Annotated in this window: 3 protein-coding genes; all 3 read right to left on the bottom strand. The window is 63.7% G+C overall.

Annotated elements, in window-relative coordinates:
* Positions 1-59: 59 nt before the first annotated feature.
* A complete protein-coding gene (locus PMI38_RS25855; protein ID WP_008101003.1) occupies positions 60-818 on the bottom strand; it encodes a siderophore-interacting protein in 759 nt (252 codons plus the stop codon).
* Positions 811-1,356 (bottom strand): PadR family transcriptional regulator, encoded by a 546-nt coding sequence (locus tag PMI38_RS25850; RefSeq protein ID WP_008101000.1) that lies wholly within the window; start codon positions 1,354-1,356, stop codon positions 811-813. Before PMI38_RS25850 ends, PMI38_RS25855 begins: the two co-directional genes overlap by 8 nt.
* An 88-nt stretch (positions 1,357-1,444) precedes the next feature.
* Complete coding sequence (locus tag PMI38_RS25845) at positions 1,445-4,582, bottom strand: biosynthetic peptidoglycan transglycosylase (RefSeq protein ID WP_008100998.1); 3,138 nt, start codon at positions 4,580-4,582, stop codon at positions 1,445-1,447.
* Between the last annotated feature and the right edge of the window lie 346 nt (positions 4,583-4,928).

Raw genomic sequence — 4,928 nt, 5'->3', positions numbered from 1 at the left:
GGGAGCCGGCTTGTCGTGGCGACGAACCGCGGCGATAGGGCCGGTACAGACGAAATAAATCACTCGTCGTCCGCACTACCCTCAGCCCGCCAATAGGCCGCAGCCTTGAGCGCATCTTCCGAAACACCCTTCTCCAGCAACACTGCCTTGGCCTGCCGAGTCAGCGATTTCTCCAGGGCTACCCAGCTGTACAGCCTCCCTTCAGGCAGGCCCAAGCCTTGCAGCAACGCCAACAAATCCTCATCGCGTTTCACCCAGATCACCTCGACCTGCGCCTGGCTCGGCAGCGGCTGGCGCTCCTGCTCATCCTCGATCTGGATCACCGCCAACACCTGGCGACCTGCCGGCAGTTCCTCAAGGCGCCGACCGATGGCCGGGATGGCCGTCTCGTCACCCACCAGCAGATAACTGTCGAAGATATCCGGCACCACCATCGAGGCGCGCGGCCCGGCAATGTTCAGAATCTGCCCGGGTGCGGCCTGTGCCGCCCAGGTCGAGGCAGGGCCATCGCCGTGCAGCACGAAGTCGATGTCCAGTTCGTTGGCGACCAGGTCGATACGCCGAGGCGTGTATTCACGCATGGTCGGCCGCACAGCGCCATCGCGCCCCAGGTTGCCGGCGTCGATGGCCTGTTGTTGCTCGGCCGTCTCGGCGAACAGCAGCTTGATGTGGTCGTCGCTGCCGAGGCTGGTGAAGCCTTGCAGCTGTTCGCCACCCAAGGTGATGCGGCGCATGCGTGGGGTCAGGTCGATTACCCGCAGCACCTGCAGGCGGCGCTGGCGGATCTCGTGGTTGACGCGGTGGATGCTGTCACTCATGGGAATTCTCCGTGGCGGGGTCGGCCGGCCCCGAGGCAATGGCCTTGGCCGTTTCGTTGAGCAGGTTGCCTACCCGCTGGATTTCCTCGGGGGTCCAGCGGCCGCTGTGCATGTGCAGGGCATGGCGCAGGTTGCCGACCGCTTCATGGATCTCGGGCGGGCGGTCGTGGCCACGCAAGGCGCGCTTGCTGACTTCGATGCGCATGCGCACACCGTCCAGGGCCACGGCCTGTTCGACGAGGGCGTTGCGGCCGGCGTCGGTGATGACGTACAGGCGTTTGCTGCCCTGCACCTGCCCGCTGATCAGCTCGGCTTCCTCGAGGAAGTTGAGGGTGGGGTAGATCACCCCGGGGCTTGGCGTGTAGCTGCCGTCGAACAGGTTTTCGATCTGGCGGATCAGGTCGTAGCCATGGCCAGGCTGTTCGGCCAGCAGTGACAGCATCAGCAGTTTCAGGTCGCCGGGGGCGAATACCCGCGGGCCGCGCTCACCGCGGCCGGGCCGGCGTTCGAAGGGATCATGGGCGTGAGGGTCGCGCATGAGAGTGAGGCTCCGTCGTTTAGATATATCGCAAGATATTACTCAAGATATATCTAAAGACAAGCCTATAAATGCGGATGATTATCATCTAAATATTCGATGGGTTTGCTGGCTGCATCGCCACCTGTGGCGGATTGCACGCGTTGGGGTTGCCCGGCTCCAGGTACGGCATGAGGATCGGTGCCATGCCTTTGAGCACTTGCACGGGCAGCGCCGAGGTGAACTTGAACGCTTCGGCGGAGCGCCCCGGCACGAATGCCGTGAGGGTGCCGAAGTGGTTGTCACCGAGGAAGAACACGAAGGTCGCGGTTCGGTTCAGCGAGCGCGAACCGATCAGCCGGCCACCTGCGCCGAAACTTTCGATGCGGTTGTCGCCGGTACCGGTCTTGCCACCCATCACCAGCGGCGTGCCGTCATGCAACTTGAAACTGCCGGAGATCCGCCGCGCCGTACCGGCATCGACCACTTGCGACATGGCGCCCTTGAGCGCGCGGGCCACTTCCACCGGAAGAATCCGCTGGCCGCGGTCGGGGTCGCTGACCAGCTTGGTTTCATAGGGGGTGTCGGCGGCGAAGTGCAGGGTGTCGATGCGCAGGGTCGGCAGGCGTATCCCGTCGTTCTGGATGATGCCGACCAGTTCGGACAGCGCCGCCGGGCGGTCGCCCGAGCTGCCGATGGCGGTGGCCAGCGACGGCACCAGGTGATCGAAGGGGTAGCCCACGCGTTTCCAGCGCTGGTGGATATCGGTGAAGGCCTCGATCTCGACCATGGTGCGGATGCGGCTGTCTCGGGCGCCCTGGTGGCGGCTCTTGAACAGCCAGCCATAGACTTCCTGACGCTCGAAACGGCTGGCATTGACCATCTCGGTCAGCGTGGCGCTCGGGTTCTTCAGCAAATAGCCGAGCAACCACAGGTCCAGCGGGTGCACCTTGGCGATATAGCCTTGGTCCGGCAGGTCGTACTTGCCGGGGCCATAGGCCTCGTACATCTCCGCCAGGCGGCCGTCGGTGAGCTTGCCAAGGGCGATCTTGTCGTCCTTGGTGTGCGCACGGACAAAGGCGTTGAAGGTTTCCTGCCCCGCTTCGGGGAACAGGTAACGGTGCACCGCCGCCAGGCGCTGCGGGGTCACGCGCATGCTGTCGAGGAAGGTGTCCAGGCGCTGCTGGGAGGTCTTGCGCTGGTACTTCTTCCAGAACCGCATCAGGTAGTTGGTGCCTTCCTTGTCGGCAAAGCGCGCCAGGTACTCCTGGCGGCGCGGGTCCGAATCGTCCTTGAGCAGCGGCACGCGATTGAACGGTTGCTGGTAGGTCACGTAACGCACCAGGTCACGCATCAGGCGAATGAACGGCAGGTTGATCGACTCGCGCAGGGCGATCTTGAGGGTCGGATTGCGGCTGTTGTCTTCCTTGCGGAAGTTGTTGAACACATGCATGCCGCCGCCGGTGAAGAAGGCTTCGCCGGTATTGGCCGAATACTTGCGCTCCAGCGCGGCGTCGAGCATGGCATCCAGGCTCTGGTTCTTGCTGTTCTGCGCCAGCCATTCCAGCGACCACTGGGTGATACGGTCGAGCTCGGCGACTTCGACCGTCTTCAGCTCGGCGGGGGTCTTGCCGGCGTACTTGTCGTGCAGCTCGGCGATGATCTCCAGGTAGGTGGTGAGCACCCGCAGTTTGGCGGTCGAGCCCAGTTCCAGCTTGCTGCCTTCGTTGATGTCGAAGGGTTGGTCGGTGCTGTCGGTCTGCACCCGCACCCGCGAGCCGTCGGCGGTGCGCTCGAACAGGGTGAAGCTGTAGCGCACCTGGTCGGTGGTCTTCAAGGTCAGCAGGCGCTCGCCGATCAGGCCGATCTGCGCGGCGAACTCGGGGTCGGAAAGGTTCTTCAGGTACTGGCTGACCTGCAACTGCAGGTCGGCCTGCAGGGTGCTGGTGGCCGATACGTCGAGGCGATCGAGGTCGTACAGCGGGCGGTTGAGCATGGCGGCCAGGCGGTTGCGCGCCAGGCTGATGCCCTTGTTGGTGATGATCGGCACGATGGTCGGTTGCGCCACCCAGTCGCGGTACACCGCCTTGCTGGCCAGCGCCGCGTCCGCCAGCGGGCGGTCGATGATGTTGTTGGCGGCGAGCACGCGAATGTGTGAATCGGTGAGCTCGGCCAGTTCGACCCGGCCTTTGGACAAATAGTGCGAAGGGCGCCGCTGGGCGATCATCAAGGACAGTACCTGGCGCAGGGCCAGGCCGCGTGCGGCCAGGCTGTCCGGGTCGCTGGCGGTCGAAGTGAGGGCCTGGTTGACCTGGTCGAAATCGGCGCCGTACCACACCCGCAAGCCTTCGGCCATGCCGTGCACCTCGCCATGACCAGGCACTGCCGACAGCGGCACGCTGTTGAGGTAGTCACGCACGATGCGCTGGCGCGCTTCGGTGGTGTCCGGGCCGCCCTGGTAGGCGCGCACACTGGCGGAAATCATCTGACGGATTTTCTCCGCACCCGACACGGTCAGGCCGTCGGGCGAGTGCCGGTACTTTTCCAGCTGGGTGGCCAGGGTGCTGCCGCCGGCGGACTGGCCGGGCAGGGCCAGGTACTTGGCCACCTGGCTGTAGGCGGCCTTGGCGAAGCGCGGCCAGTCCACTGCCGGGTTGTTCTTCGGGTCCTTGGGGTCCAGCAGGTCGCGGTTCTCGATGAACAGCAGGCTGTTGACCATCACCGGCGGGATCGCCGCGAAATTCGGGTACAGGTGCTGGGGGTAGTTGTACTGGTACAGCGTGTCGCCGCGGCAATCGGTGATCGCCAGGCCTGCCTGGATCTTCTCGATGTAAGGGGCGAACAGGCCGTGATCGACGTAGTTCATCAGGGCCGGTGAGAACTTCACCTGTTCGCTGATCAGGTAATCACGCTTGAGCAGACGTGGCAGGAATTCACCCAGCGCGCTGTAGCCCAGGCGCTTGTCGAACGGGCCTTCGCCCGGATAGACGATGGCATCGCTGGGGCCTGGCTGCAGCGAGTAGGTGAGGGTGGTGGCCAGCTTGCTGAATTCCCGCGACTGCAGCTCGGAGGTGCGGAATTCATCGTACGCGGCAAAGCCGATGGCGATGATCGCCACCAGCAGGATCAGCAGGATCAGCCGCCACCAAAGCCGACGCTGACGGGGGGACTTTGGTTGTGGCGTCTCGGCCAGAGGTGTTTCGGGTGCTTCCGTTCTGGATGGTTCCGATTGCCACAGTGCGCCCATAGTCTTCAATCCGGCCAGGTATTTTCGTATTGCTTTGCCTGAAGCTTAGACGTTGACGGCACGAGGTGAAAAATTTGTAGGAAGAGCAGAAAACAGATGTGGGATATGCGGCTTTGGTGTGGGTTTTTTCCTGCCGGGATGTTGCTAGGGTGGCCGTACAGCGTGATCGGGCACAAAGCTGTTCCCGATTTCTCGCCAAATTTATGAAGATTTACAGTGAAAAGCCCTACGTCGGGATTCCTATACTGCTCGGCCCCTTCGCCCTGCCGGCCGCTCTACACCGGCATACGGGCCGGCCCACGAGGCCAGCCTGGCGAGCGAACGTCACGCCTATCGGCGGGCCGCC

The organism is Pseudomonas sp. GM84 (genome assembly GCF_000282535.1).
Lineage (GTDB): Bacteria > Pseudomonadota > Gammaproteobacteria > Pseudomonadales > Pseudomonadaceae > Aquipseudomonas.
This window is presented reverse-complemented; position numbering and strand designations above follow the sequence as displayed.